At 51.5% G+C, this 17,178-nt stretch carries 19 protein-coding genes and 1 pseudogene; 9 read left to right on the top strand and 11 right to left on the bottom strand.

Annotated features, from left to right (window positions below; genetic code table 11):
- Window positions 1-5: 5 nt before the first annotated feature.
- Window positions 6-374: a Fe-S cluster assembly scaffold SufA gene (gene sufA / locus ACQG19_RS10415; protein WP_008500631.1), complete on the bottom strand. Its 369-nt coding sequence runs from the start codon at window positions 372-374 to the stop codon at window positions 6-8.
- A 468-nt stretch (window positions 375-842) separates the two neighbouring features.
- Between sufA and ACQG19_RS10410 the strand changes: the two genes are divergently transcribed.
- The 3 genes from ACQG19_RS10410 to ACQG19_RS10400 are packed head-to-tail and all read left to right on the top strand — an operon-like array spanning window position 843 to window position 2,101.
- On the top strand, window positions 843-1,367 hold the full coding sequence (locus ACQG19_RS10410) for a DUF2778 domain-containing protein (protein ID WP_058651506.1): 525 nt from the start codon (window positions 843-845) through the stop codon (window positions 1,365-1,367).
- Entirely contained in the window at window positions 1,339-1,608 is a 270-nt protein-coding gene (locus tag ACQG19_RS10405; protein ID WP_065180196.1) for a hypothetical protein, read from the top strand. The genes ACQG19_RS10410 and ACQG19_RS10405 overlap by 29 nt, the downstream gene beginning before the upstream one ends.
- Before the next feature lies 1 nt (window position 1,609).
- Window positions 1,610-2,101 (top strand): Hcp family type VI secretion system effector, encoded by a 492-nt coding sequence (locus ACQG19_RS10400; protein WP_222168308.1) that lies wholly within the window; start codon window positions 1,610-1,612, stop codon window positions 2,099-2,101.
- 55 nt (window positions 2,102-2,156) lie between these two features.
- Here ACQG19_RS10400 and ACQG19_RS10395 read toward each other — a convergent pair whose 3' ends face one another.
- Together ACQG19_RS10395 and ACQG19_RS10390 are read right to left on the bottom strand one after the other, a co-directional pair.
- Window positions 2,157-2,885: a MerR family transcriptional regulator gene (locus ACQG19_RS10395; RefSeq protein WP_013096958.1), complete on the bottom strand. Its 729-nt coding sequence runs from the start codon at window positions 2,883-2,885 to the stop codon at window positions 2,157-2,159.
- A 190-nt stretch (window positions 2,886-3,075) separates the two neighbouring features.
- Window positions 3,076-4,296 carry a diguanylate phosphodiesterase gene (locus ACQG19_RS10390; RefSeq protein ID WP_013096959.1) on the bottom strand — a complete coding sequence of 407 codons (1,221 nt, stop codon included), beginning with the start codon at window positions 4,294-4,296 and terminating at the stop codon, window positions 3,076-3,078.
- Window positions 4,297-4,637: 341 nt separating this feature from the next.
- Between ACQG19_RS10390 and ycgZ the strand changes: the two genes are divergently transcribed.
- From ycgZ to fdhF, 4 genes are all read left to right on the top strand, one after another.
- Entirely contained in the window at window positions 4,638-4,877 is a 240-nt protein-coding gene (gene ycgZ / locus ACQG19_RS10385; RefSeq protein ID WP_013096960.1) for a regulatory protein YcgZ, read from the top strand.
- A gap of 4 nt (window positions 4,878-4,881) precedes the next feature.
- Window positions 4,882-5,202, top strand: coding sequence for a hypothetical protein (locus ACQG19_RS10380; RefSeq protein WP_045295851.1), 321 nt, complete (start codon window positions 4,882-4,884; stop codon window positions 5,200-5,202).
- A 29-nt stretch (window positions 5,203-5,231) separates the two neighbouring features.
- On the top strand, window positions 5,232-5,510 hold the full coding sequence (locus tag ACQG19_RS10375) for a biofilm development regulator YmgB/AriR family protein (protein WP_013096961.1): 279 nt from the start codon (window positions 5,232-5,234) through the stop codon (window positions 5,508-5,510).
- A 176-nt stretch (window positions 5,511-5,686) separates the two neighbouring features.
- On the top strand, window positions 5,687-7,837 hold the full coding sequence (gene fdhF, locus ACQG19_RS10370; protein WP_222168307.1) for a formate dehydrogenase subunit alpha: 2,151 nt from the start codon (window positions 5,687-5,689) through the stop codon (window positions 7,835-7,837).
- Between the two features lie 47 nt (window positions 7,838-7,884).
- Here fdhF and fliB read toward each other — a convergent pair whose 3' ends face one another.
- The 7 genes and pseudogenes from fliB to ACQG19_RS10335 all read right to left on the bottom strand — a co-directional run bounded on the left by fliB (window position 7,885) and on the right by ACQG19_RS10335 (window position 15,206).
- On the bottom strand, window positions 7,885-9,102 hold the full coding sequence (gene fliB / locus ACQG19_RS10365) for a flagellin lysine-N-methylase (protein ID WP_222168306.1): 1,218 nt from the start codon (window positions 9,100-9,102) through the stop codon (window positions 7,885-7,887).
- An 88-nt stretch (window positions 9,103-9,190) separates the two neighbouring features.
- Entirely contained in the window at window positions 9,191-9,835 is a 645-nt protein-coding gene (locus ACQG19_RS10360; RefSeq protein ID WP_246932042.1) for a helix-turn-helix transcriptional regulator, read from the bottom strand.
- 51 nt (window positions 9,836-9,886) lie between these two features.
- Complete coding sequence (locus ACQG19_RS10355; RefSeq protein WP_222168305.1) at window positions 9,887-10,375, bottom strand: fimbrial protein; 489 nt, start codon at window positions 10,373-10,375, stop codon at window positions 9,887-9,889.
- Between the two features lie 35 nt (window positions 10,376-10,410).
- A complete protein-coding gene (locus ACQG19_RS10350) occupies window positions 10,411-11,358 on the bottom strand; it encodes a fimbrial protein (protein ID WP_062857234.1) in 948 nt (315 codons plus the stop codon).
- A 1-nt stretch (window position 11,359) separates the two neighbouring features.
- Window positions 11,360-13,896: pseudogene (locus ACQG19_RS10345) on the bottom strand (fimbria/pilus outer membrane usher protein).
- A 44-nt stretch (window positions 13,897-13,940) separates the two neighbouring features.
- Entirely contained in the window at window positions 13,941-14,618 is a 678-nt protein-coding gene (locus tag ACQG19_RS10340) for a fimbrial biogenesis chaperone (protein WP_246932040.1), read from the bottom strand.
- A gap of 57 nt (window positions 14,619-14,675) precedes the next feature.
- Window positions 14,676-15,206: a fimbrial protein gene (locus ACQG19_RS10335; protein WP_029882031.1), complete on the bottom strand. Its 531-nt coding sequence runs from the start codon at window positions 15,204-15,206 to the stop codon at window positions 14,676-14,678.
- Window positions 15,207-15,562: 356 nt separating this feature from the next.
- On the opposite strand from ACQG19_RS10335, the gene ACQG19_RS10330 reads away from it, so the two are divergent.
- Together ACQG19_RS10330 and ACQG19_RS10325 are read left to right on the top strand one after the other, a co-directional pair.
- Window positions 15,563-16,222 (top strand): helix-turn-helix domain-containing protein, encoded by a 660-nt coding sequence (locus tag ACQG19_RS10330; protein WP_013096970.1) that lies wholly within the window; start codon window positions 15,563-15,565, stop codon window positions 16,220-16,222.
- Window positions 16,223-16,288: 66 nt separating this feature from the next.
- Complete coding sequence (locus tag ACQG19_RS10325; protein WP_062934311.1) at window positions 16,289-16,918, top strand: helix-turn-helix domain-containing protein; 630 nt, start codon at window positions 16,289-16,291, stop codon at window positions 16,916-16,918.
- Between the two features lie 44 nt (window positions 16,919-16,962).
- On the opposite strand, the gene ACQG19_RS10320 is transcribed toward ACQG19_RS10325, so the two are convergent.
- Window positions 16,963-17,157, bottom strand: a complete 195-nt coding sequence (locus tag ACQG19_RS10320; RefSeq protein ID WP_013096972.1) for a YdiH family protein — start codon at window positions 17,155-17,157, stop codon at window positions 16,963-16,965.
- Window positions 17,158-17,178: the final 21 nt, after the last annotated feature.

Raw genomic sequence — 17,178 nt, 5'->3', positions numbered from 1 at the left:
ACCGCCTATACCCCAAAGCTTTCGCCGCAGCCACATTCGTTCTGGGCTTTCGGGTTATGAAATTTGAATAACTGGTTTAAACCTTCACGCACGTAGTCCACTTCGGTGCCGTCGATAAACGGCATCGCCTGAAGCGCGACATACAGTTTTGCGCCATCCGTTTCAAACACCAGATCATCTTTTTCGGGTTCGGTGACGGTGTCGAGCACATAACCAAACCCCGCGCAGCCGGTCTGCTTGACCCCTAAACGCACACCGAGGATCTCTGGCTTTTTCGCCACCAGCTCATGAATATGTGCCGCCGCCGCTGGCGTGAGCGTTAAACCGCGCCAGGCGAAATCGGCAGGGTTAAAGGTTTCTGAATGCAGTTCCATAGGTCCACCTCATCTGATAAGCCATCAGGCATAACACCATGTTAGTGATAACGATTCTCACTTCAACCCTCTGACAGCAGGGGCATTAGGCTTAATCGCCCTTTTTGCCTGGTTTTATTAAGCATAGACCCTGTGAGAGGATGCTGGCGGGATGGATTTAATTGTTCAATGCATTGATTAATAATGCATTTCGCTGCGTCGCTCGTCTGATTAAAAGGAAAAGCAAAATATGCATCGGAAATGCCTATTTTTGAGATAGCTTCTTTAATGGCGTACACACCATCATGAAGATGCGATTTGGTGCATAGAAAGATGGCCAGCCCATCCACTAACACAGCGAGATAGCACTTTTCGACAGTAAACAATCTAATAATTAGGGTCTTTTTCTGAAAACATACCCTAACTCTGGATCGCATAATTAATCGCTGTAGAATTAACCACACACATTTCAAGGACTTTGGGTGTTACATGGCGTTACAGGGAAAGATGATTCTAAACGGCGCAGATTACGCACCTTTCAATCTGTTTGGAGTGGGCGTGTTCATGGCGCATTCCGGGTTGGGGGCCAGCAGAAACAATGCCAGTTGCGGGCATGTCGCAAACACTGGTTCTATCCCCCCAGGAAAATACTGGATTGTAGATCGCAGGGAAGGCAATTGGTTTTCGCAAAAAAAAGAAGAGATTCACGATATAGCTAATAGATTTGTTGGCCGAAATGCTTTTGGTAAATCTGACTGGTTTGCTTTGTGGCGTGAAGACTGGGGCATTGATGATTACACATGGATAGAAAGCGTAAAACGTGGAAATTTTCGACTGCATCCCGGTACGGTTTCAAAAGGATGCATAACTATCGCCAATATGTCTGATTTTGCGATGATTCGTAACGCCCTAATGAGTACATCACTTATTCAGGTTCCATGCATGCGGTCACTAATGGCGCGGGGATGGGTGGAGGTGGTAGCGGGTGGCTACGTTAAAAAACCTTGTATGTAGGGCAAGTAAAATTATTTATTTTCTCATTTTATTGCTTATTGTTGGTTATATGCTACCAGGACCTGAATTATATGTTGATTATGATTTAGCCAGAAAAACAGCAATGTTTATCAACGGAAATGAGAATGCAGAATCAATGTATGACGCCTATTCATTTATTGACTGGATTACAATGCTAATTATTATTAGCCCTTTTTATATTTTAACAATGAAGTTAATCAAAAAAATAAGGAGAAAATAAAATGCCTATACCTCCATATATGTGGCTTAAAGACGATGGCGGTGCAGATATCAAAGGATCTGTTGACGTACAAGATCGTGAAGGAAGTATTGAAATTATCGGCCTGAGCCACGGTATAAATTTACCCGTTGACAGCGCAAACGGCAAAATCACCGGCACCCGCCAGTACTCATCCATGATGATTGAAAAAGAGGTTGATAGTTCTACGCCATATCTTTACAAGGCTGCAGCAACCGGGCAGACGCTGAAAAGCGCAGAAATCAGGTTTTACCATATCAATGATGCAGGCCAGGAGGTTTGCTATTACACCGTTCTTATGGAGAATGTGAAACTAACTGGCGTCCATTGCAGCGTTCCGAATATAAAACTGGCTGGCAACGATAAAATGAATCACATTGAAAGCGTCAGCATTCAATATGAAAAAATCACCTGGAGAATTATTGACGGCAATATTCAATTTTCAGATGCATGGAATGAGCGCCACACAAGCTGAGTATTTTTGTGGGGAAAGGGACAAAAAAGAAAAAGGCCCTCAAGGCCTCTGATGATTAATGATGAAAGGCGACGGAAAAACCCTGTTCACGCCAGTGATCGAGCTGTTCCTGCTGACGGGGCGTGGGCGATTTTCCCGTCCAGACAAAGAGTTTCTGCCCGGGGAAGAGTTCGGGACGCGGTGAATCAATAGGCTCTGCAAGCACGTCGATATGCCAGCCCTTATTGGCTAAGCGCGCGGCTTCAAGCCACAGATGAGTGCGGTCGTCGCACTCCCAACCGATGAGCAACGCATCTTTACCAGCTTTTTTACGCGATTCTGCCAGGCTTGCCACGGCGAATTCGATCAGCACACCATCAAACAGGCTCGCCATGTGGCGCACCGTATTTTGATCCTGATTCATGCGCTGCCTTACGGGGGTAATAATGTTGTCGATCAGCGCATCCATGGCGTGATCGCGGCGAAACTCGCCAATTTTTGCGCGCAGTTTTGCCGGGCTGGCATAGCGCAAAACGGTCATCATCTCTTCCTGGAAAGCGGCCCAGTTGCCCTGGGTCATCACTTCCTTGTTTTCCAGCAAGGCTTTTACTTTCCCCACCGAAACGCCTGATTTCATCAGACGTTTGATCTCTTCAATACGCAGGATATCCTCGTCGTCGAACTGACGATGACCCCCTTCGCTGCGCTGCGGCTTCAACAAACCATAACGGCGCTGCCAGGCACGCAGCGTAACGGGGTTGATACCGCATCGTTCGGCGACTTCGCCGATACTGTAATAGGCCATTAACTCCCTCACGCTCAATACTTCCATACCCAACCACAGCAACCTTATCAGATTGTACAAGCTATTTGTATAACTAAGACCTCAGTTTAAAACAGGTGAATGATGAGGCCACCATCCACGCCGTTAACTCTATTGTTGTCTAAATTCCACCTTACGTACAGTTAACTCTGCCAAAGGTTGTACAGCTTTATCACAATCCAGACTTTTTCTCGGGCCACGAAATTGCCGGAATGCCGCCATGTCGGGGGCTGGCAAACAGATGCCCCTGGAACTGGGAAATTCCCGCAGATTCCAGCCACATCCACTCCTCAGCCTTCTCTACGCCAACGGCGCAGAACTGAATTTCCAGCGAGGAACAGCACTTGATAATCGCCTGAATGATGGCCTGACGCGGACCGCTTTTATGCACATCCAGCACCAGATCGCGATTAATCTTAATTCTGTCCGGCTGGAACTGGGCCAGCAACTGCAGCCCGGCAAAACCGGCCCCGAAGTGATCGATCGTCACGCTGATACCGGCACTTTTTAACTGCCGGACCGAATGGGTAAACTCATCGAAGCGCGAGATGGCTTCACTTTCGGTGAATTCCACCACAATTTGCTCCGGCACAAAGCCGTTCGCGTCGATAGCGGTGAGCAGGAAATCGACGGCATGCGGGACATTGACCAGCGTCATGGGCAACAGGTTAATCGACAGCGTCTGATTCTGTAGCCCCAGCGCACTGGCCATGGAGAGCGCAACCTGTTTGCTGTGCAAATCTGCTGCGTAGACCTCTTCGCGCGGAAGAGCCGCAAAATAGGCCCGTGGCGAGTCGCCGGATGGCGTGCGCAGCAGGGCCTCCCAGGAGACCACCTCCTGCATAAAGGGATCCACAATCGGCTGAAATGCAAAGCTGCAGTCCGCCCCTTTTGCTACCACCGGCGGTTGTGCGGATAACGGCGTCTCCTCGGGGATAAAATCCCAGGCATCGGCGGGCGGCAATTCAAAATAGTTGGCCTTCTCCGTTGCCTCAACGAACGTGCGGAAGAACTGCAGCGGACGATCGTTATAGGTCAGCTGATAGCGGGTCGTGCCCTTATTAAGCACCTGCTGAAGAACATCTTCCCGGTCGAAGTGACGCAAATCAAAGAGCTCCATCCCAACATTGCCAAAACGCCGGGAAGGTCCGTGATCGCGCATCAGTTCCACCACATTGTGGTGACGCGGATCGCGGCAGATCTGCTCATAAATGGCGGTCACGTTTTCGACTGGCCCTTCGAGCAACTGAAAAAAGTGCGTGCCGTTAAACAACAGGATCCCCGTGACGTCGGATTGTCGGTTTTTACTATCTGCAGCAGCGACCATGGTTTCCAGCGCTTTCACCGGAACGTCATCGCAGATATGGCTGCGGTATATGATGGTTGTCAGCATGCTTTTCCTGGAGGGGTTAGGGGTTTGGCCACGAAAACGCGTGGATAGAGTTCTGTTATAGCATATTAATTGTCAGGCAAATAATTTACGTCTCAATGATTTAGGACGTTTATGACCCGAGTTTTCGATGTTGTACAACTTAACCACGACGCTTCAAGTTGTACAATATATTCTGTTACGATACCGTTACAAACCCCATCAATAACCCCCTGAAATGTAAAAAGTTTATAAAATATATCATAAAATATTTAAAAATCTGTACATTTTTAATGTACAGATTTGGGATTTGTGTATACCTTAAATGTAACGTTAGTGATTACTAAATTTTACAGGAGCGAAACATGCAACAGAACGGTTACGTCGCAGATTCTGCCGCCGCTATTGCGCAGTACTTCGAAAAAGCCGCGCTTCCAACGCAACAGGAAACGCTGGGTGAAGTTGTGGTTGAAATTCTTAGCGACGGGCGAAACCTCAACCGCAAGTCGCTCTGCACCAAACTCTTAAGTCGCCTCGAAAAGGCCGAAGGGCCGGAAGAGGAACAGCATTACCACATGCTGCTTGGTTTGCTCTTCGAACGGTAACGTTATGAATCGCAGTGACGCTGAAAGACTCACAGACCAGCTTATCGGTGAAGCCGTGCTTTCCCTCCTGAAAGAACGGGGGCCACTGACGACCGATTCTCTGGTACAGCGTCTGCGTAAAATGCAAATACATGAAAAGGATCCCCGGCGGCGGGAGACACTGGCGAGGGTGATAGCCGACATCGGCTCAAAAAACAGCGCCTTTATACGTCGCAGAACCGCGCAAGGACGATTAATCAGAGAGGGATCTCTCAAGGATAACAGAGACAATGTAGTGCCGTTATTTGGTGATGGAAAACCGTCCAATCCCAGGAAAATACATTGACTGCAATTTAACAGCTACGGTGAGAACAAATGAGACAGAATATTCAGCCACAACCCGAATACCATTCGGCTTTTCTGGACAGCGCTTTGTCGGAGTATTTCCGCCACGCTGGCGATCGTTTTGCTGAAGAATCCGCGATTTTTTCTACTGCAGTACGTTGTGTCCTGGCCACGGAAGGTCACCTTACCAACAAAGCGATCATTCTCTGGCTGATCCAGACGCTGGAAGCGACGGATGACGTGGTTCAGGCCGACGTCATTCGTAAAACGCTGGAAATTGTTGTGGGTTACACAATGGACGACCTTTAAAATTAGCTAACGTGTCATCGTCATAACTGTCGACCAGCCTGACGATGACACCCCTCCCCCCCTCATAACACCCTGTGAAACACGCATCGTAAAGATGGCACACTTCCTGCTTACTCCTCTTTACGGGATCGGGCTCTCCGGTCATCTTGCTTCATTTCTTAACAGGTCTGTTATTGATGAAAAAAATCGCCAGCGTCTGCCCTTACTGTGGTGCAGGCTGTAAATTAAACCTCGTTGTTGAAAATAACCGTATTATCCGTGCCGAAGCCGCAGACGGCGTAACCAATCAGGGCACCTTGTGCCTGAAAGGCTTTTACGGCTGGGACTTCCTTAACGATACCCGCTTGCTCACCCCTCGCCTGACGCAACCGATGATTCGCTACCACAAAGGCGAACCCTTTACCCCGGTCACCTGGGACGAGGCCATTCGTTATACCGCCAACAAGCTTAAAAACATTAAAGCGCAGTTCGGCCCGCGGTCCATCATGACCACCGGCTCTTCCCGGGGGACGGGCAATGAAACCAACTATGTGATGCAGAAATTCGCCCGTGCGGTACTCCATACCAACAACGTGGACTGCTGCGCACGCGTCTGCCACGGGCCTTCCGTGGCGGGCTTGCAGGAAACGCTGGGCAACGGCGCGATGAGTAATTCCATTAACGACATTGAACACTCAAAATGCCTGCTGGTTTTCGGATACAACTGCGCCGATTCCCATCCTATTGTCGCCCGCCGCGTGCTGAAAGCCCGTGAGAACGGTGCGAAAATTATCGTCTGCGATCCGCGTCGGATTGAAACAGCCCGCATTGCCGACCAACATCTGCAACTGAAAAACGGCAGCAATATGGCACTGGTTAACGCCTTTGGCTATGTGCTGCTGGAAGAGGAGTTGTACGACAAAAACTACGTCGCACGCTTCACGGAGGGGCTTGAGGCCTACCGGCAGACAGTGAAAGAATACGCGCCAGAGAAGGTCGAACATCTGACCGGCATTCCCGCCCACGATGTCCGCCAGGCGATGCGCACTTTCGCAGCGGCCCCCTCCGCGACCGTGATGTGGGGAATGGGCGTCACACAGTTTGGTCAGGCCGTAGATGTGGTAAAAGGGCTTTCGAGTCTGGCGCTGTTAACCGGTAATCTTGGTCGCCCTGCCGTCGGCGTCGGTCCCGTTCGCGGACAAAATAACGTGCAGGGAGCGTGTGACATGGGCGTATTGCCCAATATGTTCCCCGGCTATCAGGACGTGACGGACCCGGCTGTCAGGCAGAAGTTCGCCGATGCCTGGGGAATTGACGTTACGGTAATGGACGATCGCGTCGGCACGCGTATTACCGAGGTGCCGCATCTCGCCCTGGAAGGTAAAGTCAAAGCCTATTACATCATGGGGGAAGACCCGCTGCAGACCGAGGCCGACCTGGGCCTGGTGCGCAGCGGCTTTGAGGCGCTCGACTTTGTGGTGGTACAGGACATCTTCATGACCAAAACGGCGGAAGTGGCGGATGTTCTGTTACCCGCCACCTCGTGGGGCGAACACGGGGGCGTCTTTACCTGTGCCGATCGTGGCTTCCAGCGTTTCGGCAAGGCCATTGAGGCCAGCGGCAACGTAAAACGCGACTGGGAGATCATCAGCCTGCTGGCGACAGAAATGGGCTATCCGATGCACTACACCTCAAACCAGCAGATCTGGGATGAGATGCGCGCGCTGTGTCCGCTGTTCTACGGCGTAACATACGCAAAAATGGGCGAAATGGGCCATGTCCAGTGGCCATGCCCAACGCTCGATCACCCCGGCACACCGTACCTGTACAAAGATAATCACTTCGACACGCCAACCGGCAAAGGGCAACTGTTTGCCGCGCCCTGGCGAGCGCCCGCTGAAACACCTGACGAAGACTATCCTCTGGTGCTCTGCACGGTGCGCGAAGTGGGACATTACTCCTGTCGTTCCATGACCGGAAACTGCGCCGCGCTGCAAAGCCTGGCCGACGAACCGGGTCGGGTACAATTGAACCCGGCGGATGCGGAACAACGCGGTATCACTGACGGGCAACTGGTCTGGGTGCGTTCGCGCCGCGGCAAAGTGATTACCCGCGCCAGCCTCAGCGAACGCATCAACCCCGGGGCTGTATATATGACCTATCAGTGGTGGATTGGTGCCTGCAACGAACTGACGCAGGATAATCTTGATCCCATCTCCAAAACGCCGGAAACGAAGTACTGCGCGGTACAGCTGGACGCCATTGAGGATCAACGCTGGGCTGAGGACTTTGCGGCATCGGCGTACCAGTCCATGAAGTCCCGGCTGATCAGTGCGGTGAATGTCTGAGAAAATGCCGGGTGGCGCTGCGCTTACCCGGCCTACGTTACGGGCGTTTATCCAATCAACAGCAGGCAGGATAAATCATCGCCGCCATTGATTTTATCAATCGCAGCGTCCATGCGGGCATCAATGGTGTTATTGTGCATGGTCTTTTCGGAGAGGCTGGCGATGGTTTTCATTACCACCTGTTGGTCGATTTCGCCCTGCATCGATCTCACGCTGAGGATGAATTTGATATAGAAAAAGTCCAGCACGATACGATAAAACTGACGCATCATCGTCGCCATGTTTTTGCCGGGGAAATAGCTGCTGTAGAGTTTGTACAGCAGGTAATTGCGTAACACGTAAGGTTCTGACAAACAGGAATCCTCACATAATTTGTGCCACTGCTGATTAATCGCGTCGAATTTCGTCTCCAGTTCCGCCGCGTCGCTAATACCGGCAACATCCAGGTATGCGGCAATTTGCTGATGCCCTTCAAGAATAAAACCGTCCCGGGCTGAATCTTTTGCAACATGCGTTCCCATGACGGACAACGCCAGATATTTCATTGCGTTTGACTTCGCCAGATGACCGGAATCCATCAGCGATTTTTCGCTTTGCAACTCATTGAGAAGCGCTTCGTAGAAATTTTCCACTTCAGCAAATTTATTATGCAGATCAAAGTTAACGTGCTGGAGACAAAGAATAAACTGCGCCAGCGCCATCAAATTTTCTTCTATATTACGGGATGGCGACTGGATTAAATTCCAGGCGAAAAGATGGATCACCTGTTGAGTCTGCGAGACAGACTGGCGCTGCCCAATCAAATTGGTTTTATAGCCCGCCACGAGCTCATCCTGCTCCTGAAGCAGCATCGCAGACGGGTCAAACAGCACCCGCCGCACCACCTCCGGGCAGGAGAGCGTCATCGTGTGCCGTGTCTCATCCTGGTAGCGAGTTGAACTCCGGGGGTATGTGCTGCAGGTATGCGAAAGCGCCTCTTCCCCCAGATCGCGGTGGACCATGCAGAGCTTGTTTTCATCGATAAAAGGACAGTCCCCTTTTTCGTTTAACTTCACTCTGGAGTAGCTGTTCTTACCCTTTCGCTGAAGGATAAGGTTCTTTTTGGCAATGGCGGCAATCTCTGTGTGCGAGGAGAGAACGTATTTCTGATGAGTTTTCTTGTCGATAGCGATTGTCCAGCCACGACAACATGACATTAAGCATTCTGGCCCAACACACTTAAATTTACAGACAAAAATCGGCTTGATGGTTTTATGAATTTGCATAGCGAAGGCGTCATTATATAAAGCATAAAAAATACCATGACGCGCGCGCTATGCTAAAGGCGCATAACGGCGCACAAATTCAGGTAATTTACAGTATCAAAGAGAATGCGAGATAGTCACCGAGCCGGTTTGGGTAACTGTTCCTCTGCACCATTCGGCGAATAAGGGCAATCAGTTCAAAATCGGTTCGCAGATTAAATTTTTGCATCATTACATACTTTTGCGTAAAAACGGTTTTATCGCTGATCTTCAGCGCATGCGCGATCTGCACTACCGATAATCCCCGGTAAAAATTGGCCATAATGCGTTTTTGCTGGGGTGATAATATTTTATGCTGACACTCTGAGCAGCTTTTTTGCTTCCAGCTGTTCCCCGCCAGCTCTGCGCGGTACCAGGCGATGAACAGCACCTGGCTTATCCGATCAAGCGAAGCACGACGCGAAATAAAAATAATATCGTTAAAGCAGGAGGGTAAGGCAGAAAAATGATATTCATCTTCTACCAATCCGATCACAATCCCTTTCTGGCGCGCCTGTAATTCGGGAAAACAGACCAGCGCCTCCCCCATACAAAACGAGAGAACGATAATATCGGCGGCACTGACGTTATCACGGCTAAGCTCCGCCTCGAAATGAATCTGCTGCTTAAAATTACGCAAAAAGAATTCCACAAAGAAACACTGCAGCCCATGGTGAAAAAATTGGTCTGTCTCTTGAATCAGAATATTCAACATAGCAAATACCGATGTAGTTCAGTCAATAAGCGTTATTAACGCGCGGGATTGTTAATTGTATTGCATGGTCATCACAACAACTGCGCTGACACTGCCCGGCGTCGCGCCACCGGTTACAGATTTTACCGAAGCCTGCATGGCCATGGTCGCCGTTCTGTCCGGCGCAATATTTTGCGTTATGCTGGACCCGGTCCCCTTCAGCGTTCCCGTTGCGGCCTCACGCATGGCTATCGCCACGTTTGTCGCCGAGCCGCTGTTCATGTAGTAGTCCGCACCGGCCGCCGGATCGGGGGCGCCGGTGAACGAGACCGTGACGCTGCGGGTCCCCGCCGGGCACTGGGTAAATTGCAAATTAAACGGCACCGGATCGGATGTCGATCCCGGCGTCGCCATATTAGTCGCCTGTATATTTCCAAGATTAATATCCAGGTTTGCGCTCCCGCCATTAAATACGCAGGGCGAGGCGATGATATTTCCCGTCACGCCCAGATTAACGCTATCAGCTGCAATGACGTTCCAGCTGAATGCAAGGAGGAACATCCCTCTCCTGAAGGGTAATTTCATCATTTCACCTGTTACTGGTAGGTCAAATTAAGGGTGGCGGAGGCATTTGCCGAGCCGGACTCAACGGATGTTAATGTCTGGTAATAGCGTGCCGTTAACGGGAGCGTCTCCTGCCCGCCTGCAGACTGTTTTAATAAAAGACGGCTGTTTAACGTCAGCGGCGAGCCATTATAGAGAAGCTGCACGCCAACGCCTTTTGCGGTGCCGCTGTTTCCCTGCCCTGTTAATGCCATTACGCTGGTATTCGCACTGTCCGGGTTCTGTATTCCGCTCAGGGAAACCGAAATATTGGTGCCGGCACTGCAGTTCAACCCGAGGTTTTGCGTATTCTGCGCAACTGCTGGCGTGGTCCCCACCACTGAGCCAAATGCTGCGGCTGAAATATCACCAATCGGGAACGTCAGCTGCGGCGTGGTGATGGTGCAGGCCAGTGCGTTGATTGTGCCGCCGGTCAGCTGCACGGTTAACCCGTCACGGTAAATACCATCGCTGCCCTGCAGCGTCACCGCCCCTATGGGGCCTGGCGTTAAGGCCCCGGACGATACCGGGCCGGTCACCACCAGCTCGACCCAGCCCCCGTACCAGACCACATACGAGGTCTGCGCACTATACGAGAACGTATTGCTCGGGTTCTCAAAATAGGCATTTGATGAAAGCCGAATGCCAATCCCGCTAACGTTGGTGTTGTAAACATGATTACCGTAGCTGCTCAGCGCGGCATTGTTGTATCGCATGCTAAAACCCAGCATAAGCGGATTGGTACACCCGCTAAGGTAGGTGCCGGTACTGCTCGCCGCGCCGGAAAAAATCACCGTGCCGACAGGCGCATCGCGCTGAACATTAATTGTGCCCACCGACAGCGTAGAAAGCTGAGGCGTAATGGTGGTGCAGGTCCCGGCCCGGGCGATATGCCATGCACAAAGACAGCACAGCAGTAATAACATGTTGATCCGTTTCATCTTAATGCTCCTGGCGACACGAGACGCTGATGTCCGTGATGCCGCCGTATTGCGCTCCATTCGGCAGGCTAAAATCTGCCCGACACTGCTGGTGAGGTTGATGTCCCCATGTTGCCAGGACCGTGCCCTGGTCGCGCAGGCCGGTTAAATAGACCTGGCCGCGATCGCCCACGATAAAGCTGCTCTTGTCATCATCCGCCAGGGTAACAACCGCGCCAAACGGCACGAACTGCTCAGGCGTCGTCAACGTCATCAGCACCCGGCGTCCGACTTTGGACAAATAATCGGCTTTCACCACCGCGCCGCGCGTAGGCGTGACCGTGCGGGTGTTGATCTCCAGTTCCACATCGTCAGGCATATTTTCCGGATCGAGAGTGAGATCGTTTTTGCGGTATACGGAGAGGTTATTCACCACCGTATAGCCCCGGAAATCCGTTCGCACGCCGGACTGATTACGAATATTCACGCCGTGCGCGCCCGGGGCTTTGATTAACGCGTTGGTTTCCCCCAGCGGCTGAGACAGCGTCACGCCATCAGCATGCGCGAGGATCCCCCCTGCAAACCATAGCTAAGGCGCTCGCTATGTTTGTCGTACCCATAGCCCGCCGTAACTTCCCCGTACGTGCCTTTATAGTCGCCGTTGAGCGTACCGGTGTAACCCACGCCATCCGTACCGTAACCCTGCTGGATATTCCAGCTCAGGGCGCTATTGTCGAGGGCCACCCCGTTCATGCCGATACTGTGCGTCGTGCCACTGTTCTTACTGGCGTTCAGGCCATAGTTAGCCCACGTCTGCGGCAGAAATTTATCCAGCGGTACGCTAACGGTCAGCGCCAGAAGCTGGTCGTTAGCGTAGGTCTTTGTACTTCCACTGCCGGACGCCGGGCTGCCATTTTTGCTGTATGTCCAGCTCACGCCATAGCTGATGTTGTGCCAGTCATTGTTGTAGCCGACACTCCACGACGCCATGGGTCTGTCAGCGTTCCAGTAATTTTCCCGCGCGGCGCTGAGCGTCAGCGCGCCCCGGTCACCGCCCAGCGTCTGACTCATGGTGAGCTCCAGACGGTTACGCCGTCGGTCCTGAAGTGCGCCGCTGTTCCCCCAGGAGTCCAGCACGTCCTGGAGTCCGTAATAGCCGCGCGTTGAATAACGGTACCCCGCAATCGAAAAGTTGGTGCCGGTATTAATGACGTTCTTGCTGTAACGCGCTCGCCAGGACTGCCCCTGCGTTTTTGCAGTATTGGCCGGCGTTGACCAGGCCTGGGTGACATCGACGGAAAGCGCGCCGAAATCCCCCATGTTTTTACCGGCGCCGACCGCAAGCGACTGATATTTGCTGGCACCCTGCCCCCCGCCATAGATCGTGATGCCCTTCTGAAGCCCATAAATCGCGGCGATCTGCCCGAACGGGGTTTTCTCCACGCTGCTGTTGTAGGCGCGATACTGCCCACCGGTGAGGGCATATTTCAGTCGCCCTTCGCGCTGCAATACCGGTACCGAGGCATACGGCAGCGTGAAATGCTGCTCGCTGCCATCGGCCTCTTTGATGGTCACGTCTAAATCGCCCGCGCCGCCGGTGGGATACATATCGTTAATTTCAAACGCGCCCGGCGCCACGTAGCTTTGGTAGATCTGATAGCCATTCTGGCGAATCACCACCTGAGCATTGGTGCGCGCGATCCCGCGGACCACTGGGGCATAGCCTTTCAGGGAATCCGGTAACATGTCATCATCCGAGGCCAGCTGAACCCCTCGAAAAGGCACGCTGTCAAAGACATCCGCCGGGGCGGAACTATCACCAAGGGTAAGCTGCGCTTTCAGGGGAATAACGGCACGTTGCAGATAGCTGTAGACCGTGTCCCATCGAGCTTTCCCCGTGCCATCCCGTGACCAGGTGGTGTAGTTGCGTAGACGCCACGGGCCAATATTTATCCCCGGACGCAGGTTCGCATACTGGCTGTTGCTGCTGGCCCCCTCACCCGCTTTCGCCCGGCTGTTCGCGCCGCTGAGGCTGTAATTGAGCATGGCTGCCGTTATCCCCTCATCCCACATCTCCGGCGGCACATAGCCTCTTGCCGGCAGATCGATGGCGGCCTGCGGAATACTCAACACCAGACGCTGGGCACCAAACTGGAAATCGGCACTTGCATGGGGAATCGCCTGAAGATTGACGCATTCACCGTGTCCTGCACTGAGCGCAGGAAATAATGCCGTTTTCACCCCCCAGCGTTTTAATTGCGCAAGACTCAGACAAGGCTGCAATGACGCATCGCCGTTGTCGGCTTTGCTCGCGGTAAACTGAATATCCCCCGTCTCCAGAAACGCGTCGTCGACAATAATATCGACATGGTAGATCCCCGCTGCCTGCGAGCCTGATTCAAAGGCCGACAAATCGGCTTTATCCATGCCTGGATTATCCAGCTCAATTAATTCGGTGTTAAAGGCAACACTGGCATAGAGCGAGGTTGAGGATCCGCCAAACGCTAAGGCGATAAACATCGCCAGGCGTGCGGGTTTCATCGTGTTATTTACCGTCATTGCGAATTACCGGGTTAATGCAGGCGTTGCCGTTTGTGAAAGGATCACAAACTGGCTTGATGTAATACGCCGGGACTGCCATAGTCGTTAATAATTTTAAACGTGAGTGAATCTCCCCTTGCCTCATTGGGTAATACAAACCGGGCTGAGGCACCGGGTAACACGTAGGTCACATCGTCCAGCTTTTTCCCCCCCAGCGTAATTTCATTAAAATTGACGACATATTGCGTGGGGTTGTTGACCTGAATTTCATTCCCGGCGCGTTGCCAGGTTAATTTATTAGCCTGTTCTTCTGGCGTAGACGCCCGCAAACTTTCTGGCCGGTAGATCAGTTTGATGCGCGTTTTCACTGCTATTTGCAGGGCGTTCGTCTGTTTTGATGCTGAAGGGATCGCTTTAATATTCAGCCAAAATAAACTTTCCTGCTGCTGAGGCAGTGCACCCGCCATCACAATTCGCTCGACGTTTTTTTGCCCGCCATCCAGTCGGTATAACGGTGGGGTAATAATAAAAGGCGCTTTACCTGAATTAACTTCCGGCACATCTATCCATGACTGAATTAAATAAGGCGTCGCGTCAGGATTATTAATGCTTATTGACGCCTCTTTTTTTGTCCCATCGAAAATGATACGGGTGCCGCCAATAATCACTCCGGCCTGCGCTGTGCTCAGCGTCAGTGCTGACAGCGCTACGGCCAGTCCGGTTGTGTTGATAAAACGCATTGTAAACCTCATACCACAAAGGGGCCGGGATGGCCCCCTGCACATTGCTGCAAACGATTAGTTGTAAACCACGGAGAAGTTAGCGACAGAATTAGCCGGACCGGCGGTGACAGTCGCTGCGGTGGAAATATACTGAGCGTAGAAACTCAGGGTATTATCCGCGGTGCTGCTGAGCACATAGCTGTAGCTGTTGCTGCCGTGAAGCGGCAGATCCGCCTTATCCGCACTCATCAGGTTGATTGCCACTCCGGTCGCCGCTCCCGCCGCGGACGAATCAATCGCCAGCAGGCTGGAATTGGTGGCATCTGGCGTACCATCAAAGCGAACCTTCGCGTTAGTCACCGTCACCGGGCAATTTTTCAACACGATATTAAATTGCGTGGCTGCGGTTCTGGCCCCGGTGGTTGGAAACTCGGTCTTATAATAATCACCTAATACCACCACCTGGTTCTGCGAAGCCACATCAACGTCACAGGCGGAATCCAGAATATTTCCGTTAAAATTAACGGTACCTGCTGCGGCGAAAGCGTGGGTTGCTGTCAGGGCGGAACCCACTGCCAGCAGGGTTATCATCATTTTATTTTTCATCATCAAATCCTGTATCACTTTATTTATTACTGAAATCCAGATTACATAATTCGGGCTTCATCAGCCGATGACCGAAATTTATACAACTCTTTTTCGGCACACAATCTATTTTGAGGTCTAGCTGTAGACTTCTCTTTAACAAAATAAATACATTTCAGTTTTGAAATTTCTTAAGCCTTTCTATTTCCAGTCTACTTTTAGACCCCTAATTTACGTCCTTAGAATTCATATAATTAGGCTCGTCATTTACTGCGGTCTATTTTTGGACCCGTCTTAAATATTACACGACTCGCTGTTTTTTAAGATAATTCTCTATATCGATCAAATAATGATCGCGTCCGTGAGTGAGGTATCTGATGAACACCCGAATGGCTCCCAGTCTCGATAATGAAAAAGCCACCGTGCTTACGGCTAAACCCTATAAGCACATCGAGAAATTAATTGATCATCTTCTTCCATTGGCAGAGAGGCGCATACTGTCCCGGGGGGAAGTGCTCCACTATTATGCAAACGACGTGCGTCAGTGTTTTTTATTGCTCCAGGGCAGCGTGGCGTTGCACCGTCGGGGAGATGGCATCGTCTTAAATTCTGAATCCGCGCCGTTTATTCTTGGCGTGAGTAGCCAGTTCTCCTCAGAGCACCTGTATGTCAGGGCGCTGGAGACCTCCGAACTCGCCGGGGTTTCGCTGGAGCGTTTTAACGGCGTGATTGCGCAACACAATTTGTGGGAGCCGTTTTCGCATCTGCTGATCTATACCGCCTCCCGGGTCTATGAGCACTGCTCGCGGATCTCGCAGATGTCGGCCTATGACATCATCCGTTTTCAGCTGGTTGAATTGATGCAGGAGCCCGAAGCAATACGGCTGAACACCACGGCGGCCGCCTATATACAAAGTCGCACCTGGCTTTCGCGTAGCGGGATAATGCGGATCCTGGCCGAACTGCGCACCGGGAAGTACATTACGATGGAGCGAGGCGTGCTGCTTGATGTCCACCATCTGCCGCGGAAATACTGATTCAGGTGATGTCGGTAATAAGGAGTAACGCTATAATCAGAAAGATGATTCTTTCAGGTTCAGGTTATGTCCTCCACAGAAAAACCCCATCGTGGTTCTCCCTATGCGCAAGCGCTGATTACGCACTTACAACCTTACTCTACTGTCCGTCATCTCGATCGCGGGGAGCAGCTGGATCTGGTGGTTGATGGCCGGGGAATGAGTTATTTGATTCTGGAAGGGACCGTTGCCATTTACCGACGCAGCGACAATCTGATGCTGTCGACCGCGAAAAGCCCGGCGTTATTTGGAGTGGCTAATATTAATGACATCTTTTTTGACGACTACCTGAAAACGGTGACCACCTGCAAGATTGGAACGCTGACCGCAGAGCAACTCCACGTCATTATCCAGGAGAAGGCGCTGTGGGGGTTGATATCAAACCACCTGATGTTTATGTACAACCGGCTCTATAACACCGTCATGCCAAAGGGTGCTCCGACGGCCTATGAGATGATCCGCCAGCAGCTGATGTTATTAATGAATGAAGATGAATCTTATCGCCGGGAGATAACCGCAGAACGCTACATTCGCGATAAAACCCAGCTTTCCCGCAGCGGCGTGATGCGTATCCTGGCCGATCTCAAAACGGGGGGCTTTATTGAAATGGAAGATGGCAGGCTGATTAAAATCAATAAACTTCCCGCCCGGTACTGAATTGCAGACACAAAAAAGGCCGCGCTCGCGGCCTTTTCATTCTCTCAATGGACGTGAACGCCCAAGCGCCAGGCAAAATAGATCTCTTCTTTCAGTTCATTCGAAGAGAGCGCCAGCAAATCTGTAAACTCCAGTTCAAGCTGTTTCAGCTTTTTCAGGTACTGCGCCGGAGACAGGTTGCTGTTATCGCGACGTAAATATTCAATTGCCAGTTGCGTTGGGGTTATTTCAGTATCCATGATGTCCTCACTTGTGTACAA

This window comes from Enterobacter cloacae complex sp. 277I4 (assembly GCF_050031465.1).
GTDB lineage: Bacteria > Pseudomonadota > Gammaproteobacteria > Enterobacterales > Enterobacteriaceae > Enterobacter > Enterobacter cloacae.
Note: the sequence above shows the minus strand (reverse complement) of the source record. Positions and strands in the feature narration are given on the sequence as shown.

What these genes read in the sequence shown, in the direction of transcription:
- ACQG19_RS10325 (WP_062934311.1), top strand. Translation starts at nt 16,289, where the DNA reads ATGTCCTCCACAGAAAAACCCCATCGTGGTTCTCCCTATGCGCAAGCG.
- ACQG19_RS10360 (WP_246932042.1), bottom strand. Translation starts at nt 9,835, where the DNA reads ATGTTGAATATTCTGATTCAAGAGACAGACCAATTTTTTCACCATGGG.
- ACQG19_RS10400 (WP_222168308.1), top strand. Translation starts at nt 1,610, where the DNA reads ATGCCTATACCTCCATATATGTGGCTTAAAGACGATGGCGGTGCAGAT.
- ACQG19_RS10340 (WP_246932040.1), bottom strand. Translation starts at nt 14,618, where the DNA reads ATGCGTTTTATCAACACAACCGGACTGGCCGTAGCGCTGTCAGCACTG.
- ACQG19_RS10390 (WP_013096959.1), bottom strand. Translation starts at nt 4,296, where the DNA reads ATGCTGACAACCATCATATACCGCAGCCATATCTGCGATGACGTTCCG.
- ACQG19_RS10350 (WP_062857234.1), bottom strand. Translation starts at nt 11,358, where the DNA reads ATGAAACGGATCAACATGTTATTACTGCTGTGCTGTCTTTGTGCATGG.
- ACQG19_RS10355 (WP_222168305.1), bottom strand. Translation starts at nt 10,375, where the DNA reads ATGTTCCTCCTTGCATTCAGCTGGAACGTCATTGCAGCTGATAGCGTT.
- ACQG19_RS10380 (WP_045295851.1), top strand. Translation starts at nt 4,882, where the DNA reads ATGAATCGCAGTGACGCTGAAAGACTCACAGACCAGCTTATCGGTGAA.
- ycgZ (WP_013096960.1), top strand. Translation starts at nt 4,638, where the DNA reads ATGCAACAGAACGGTTACGTCGCAGATTCTGCCGCCGCTATTGCGCAG.
- ACQG19_RS10395 (WP_013096958.1), bottom strand. Translation starts at nt 2,885, where the DNA reads ATGGCCTATTACAGTATCGGCGAAGTCGCCGAACGATGCGGTATCAAC.
- ACQG19_RS10375 (WP_013096961.1), top strand. Translation starts at nt 5,232, where the DNA reads ATGAGACAGAATATTCAGCCACAACCCGAATACCATTCGGCTTTTCTG.
- ACQG19_RS10410 (WP_058651506.1), top strand. Translation starts at nt 843, where the DNA reads ATGGCGTTACAGGGAAAGATGATTCTAAACGGCGCAGATTACGCACCT.
- fdhF (WP_222168307.1), top strand. Translation starts at nt 5,687, where the DNA reads ATGAAAAAAATCGCCAGCGTCTGCCCTTACTGTGGTGCAGGCTGTAAA.
- sufA (WP_008500631.1), bottom strand. Translation starts at nt 374, where the DNA reads ATGGAACTGCATTCAGAAACCTTTAACCCTGCCGATTTCGCCTGGCGC.
- fliB (WP_222168306.1), bottom strand. Translation starts at nt 9,102, where the DNA reads ATGCAAATTCATAAAACCATCAAGCCGATTTTTGTCTGTAAATTTAAG.
- ACQG19_RS10320 (WP_013096972.1), bottom strand. Translation starts at nt 17,157, where the DNA reads ATGGATACTGAAATAACCCCAACGCAACTGGCAATTGAATATTTACGT.
- ACQG19_RS10330 (WP_013096970.1), top strand. Translation starts at nt 15,563, where the DNA reads ATGAACACCCGAATGGCTCCCAGTCTCGATAATGAAAAAGCCACCGTG.
- ACQG19_RS10335 (WP_029882031.1), bottom strand. Translation starts at nt 15,206, where the DNA reads ATGAAAAATAAAATGATGATAACCCTGCTGGCAGTGGGTTCCGCCCTG.